Here is a 2401-nt window from a genome sequence, read left to right as displayed (position 1 = left end):
AATAAAAAACGATCAATTTTTAGCGGTGGAAGGCAGGTTGTTGATACACCGAGGCTTCACCGGCCACGCCTGCCGGCCTCATGAGAAATCCGGGCTAAGCCAATAACAACCGTGAGAGACCACCATGATCACCTGCCATATCCGCTATGTACTCGACCCGCGCAAACTCAAGGAATTCGAGCATTACGGCAAGCTGTGGATTGCCCTGGTGGCGAAGTTTGGCGGCACGCATCACGGCTATTTTTTGCCGTCGGAAGGGGCCAACAATATCGGCCTGGCGATGTTCAGCTTCCCCAGCCTGGCATCTTACGAGCAGTACCGGCTCAAGTCCTTTGCCGACGCCGAGTGCCTGGCGGCTTTTAAATATGCCGAAGAGACGCAGTGCGTAATCAGTTATGAGCGCACCTTCTTCCGTCCGGTGTTGGATGCCTGACTTAACCTTAATTGCCGAGTTAAGTGCCATGTCCCAGCTAGCCCACTTGCAGTTACTGGCCCGCTATAACGCGTGGATGAATGACAAGCTCTACACGGCTGCGAGCCTGCTTTCTGCGCAGGCATTGAACGAGGATCGCGGGGCGTTTTTTCCGTCTATTTTGGCGACCCTCAACCACATTGCCGTGGGCGATATCATCTGGCTGAAACGCTTTGCCGAGCACCCGGCCTGTGCCGAGTTGCGCAAGGCGATGGGCGATCTGCAACAGCCCGCAGCGCTGGATCAGCTGTTGTTCGACACGCTCGCGCCGTTGCAGGCATTGCGCAGCCGACTGGATGGGCATATCAGCGACTGGGTAGCGGCGCTGACCGAGCAAGACCTAGTCCATGGACTGGCCTACCGCAGTATGAAAGGCGTGCCCGCGCATCGCCCTTACGCCAGCCTGATGCTGCACTTCTTCAACCATCAAACTCACCATCGCGGCCAGGCCAGCACCTTGCTGTACCAGGCAGGCCAGGATGTCGGCGTGACTGATTTGCTCGCACTCATCCCCGACCTCAACCCGCGCTAACGCGCTGAGCAACCGTCAGAGCCGACACTGCCGATGAAGCCATTCGCCCTGCTGCTGTTTATCCCCGGCCTCGCCTTTGGCCGTGCCGCAAAGGAACAGTTGGCTCTGTGTTTGCCACCCGCGACGGCAGCGGCGGTGTGGGGCCGCGCCGTTGCGCTCCACCGAGAGTTGCATCGCACGCAGCCCCGCCACTCACTGGGGGTCAACCTGCTGCTGGCCTATATGCAGTGGGATGTTGCGCTGTACCGCGCGCTACAAAAGCACGGCATTAGCCCACAGCAGGCCGGCGAGTGGATTGAACGGATCAACTGGCAGATCTTCGCCCCGGCCAGCGCCTTGGCATTCAAGGCCTCGCGTCTGCGCAGTAGTCGTTTGCAGGTGCGCGTCCGCTGGCTGTTGGATGCGCTATTCCGCTTCGTGTTTACCCGCCCTTTTCGCCGCCGCAACCTGCCTGCCGTCGCTGGTGTGGCTTTTGATGTGCAGGTTTGCCCGCTGGCCAGCTACTTGCGCGAGCAGGGTGTGCCGCAGCTGACTCACTCTGCTGCGTGCAGCCTGGATTTCCGCATGGACAGCGAGTGGGGCGTAAGCCTGCAACGCACGCAGACGCTTGCCGGTGGCGCCGCGCACTGCGATTTCCGTTTTAGCGTGCCGGGCAACGAGTTGATTGCCCGTGATGGTTTGAACGGCGGCAACACCCCATAGATTCGCGTTAGGTTCATTAGGGCAGGAAGAGGTGAGTTAACGCGCACGGCTGATCGGCCCGGGCCTTCAAGACTCCCGCTGACTAAAAAACTGGAAGCGGTTTTTCCCGGCTTTTTTCGCTTGGTACATCGCATGGTCAGCGCAACGCAGCAGCAGGTCGGCATCTGTGCCGTTGTGCGGGTAAAGCGCCACGCCAATGCTGGCAGACACGTGATAACGCTGAGCACCGAGTTGCACCGGTTCAGCAGCAGCTTGCAGCAAACGTTGCAATACGGTTTCACAGGCCTCGACCGATTCGAGATCAACCAGAATGGCGACAAACTCATCACCGCCAATCCGGGCCAAGGTGTCGCCGTCACGCAGGGCATGTTTCATCCTGCCCGCCAACTCAACCAGCAGTTGATCACCTGCTTCATGCCCACCGGTGTCGTTAACGGTTTTGAAACCATCCAGATCCAGATAGACAACAGCCACTAGGTTATCCCGACGCACAGCTTGCAACAGCCCGTGCTTAAGACGTTCGCCTAACAACACGCGATTGGGTAGGCGGGTCAGTGGGTCGTAGTGGGCGATTGTTTCGAGCTGCTTTTGATGATCGGCGGTTGCAGGGGCTGAGTGCAACACGGTTATTGAATTGAAGCAGGCGCAGCATGATGCATTCCTACCACCTCTGTCATGACTTCAATCGGGCACTT

4 protein-coding genes are annotated in these 2401 nt (G+C 58.6%); 3 read left to right on the top strand and 1 reads right to left on the bottom strand.

Going from position 1 to position 2401, the window contains the following annotated elements; genetic code table 11:
* Nucleotides 1-124 precede the first annotated feature (124 nt).
* From AUK77_RS01875 to AUK77_RS01865, 3 genes are read left to right on the top strand one after another with little or no spacing between them, the layout of a single operon-like run.
* The gene (locus tag AUK77_RS01875) at nucleotides 125-433 is read left to right on the top strand and encodes an NIPSNAP family protein (protein WP_296125564.1); all 309 of its coding nucleotides are present in this window, start codon (nucleotides 125-127) and stop codon (nucleotides 431-433) included.
* Nucleotides 434-461: 28 nt separating this feature from the next.
* Nucleotides 462-1004 (top strand): DinB family protein, encoded by a 543-nt coding sequence (locus AUK77_RS01870; RefSeq protein ID WP_296125562.1) that lies wholly within the window; start codon nucleotides 462-464, stop codon nucleotides 1002-1004.
* A 33-nt stretch (nucleotides 1005-1037) separates the two neighbouring features.
* Nucleotides 1038-1706, top strand: coding sequence for an L-2-amino-thiazoline-4-carboxylic acid hydrolase (locus AUK77_RS01865; protein ID WP_296125560.1), 669 nt, complete (start codon nucleotides 1038-1040; stop codon nucleotides 1704-1706).
* Between the two features lie 66 nt (nucleotides 1707-1772).
* Here AUK77_RS01865 and AUK77_RS01860 read toward each other — a convergent pair whose 3' ends face one another.
* Complete coding sequence (locus AUK77_RS01860; RefSeq protein WP_296125558.1) at nucleotides 1773-2330, bottom strand: GGDEF domain-containing protein; 558 nt, start codon at nucleotides 2328-2330, stop codon at nucleotides 1773-1775.
* Nucleotides 2331-2401: the final 71 nt, after the last annotated feature.

Source organism: Pseudomonas sp. Ga0074129 (assembly GCA_001465025.1).
GTDB lineage: Bacteria > Pseudomonadota > Gammaproteobacteria > Pseudomonadales > Pseudomonadaceae > Aquipseudomonas.
This window is presented reverse-complemented; position numbering and strand designations above follow the sequence as displayed.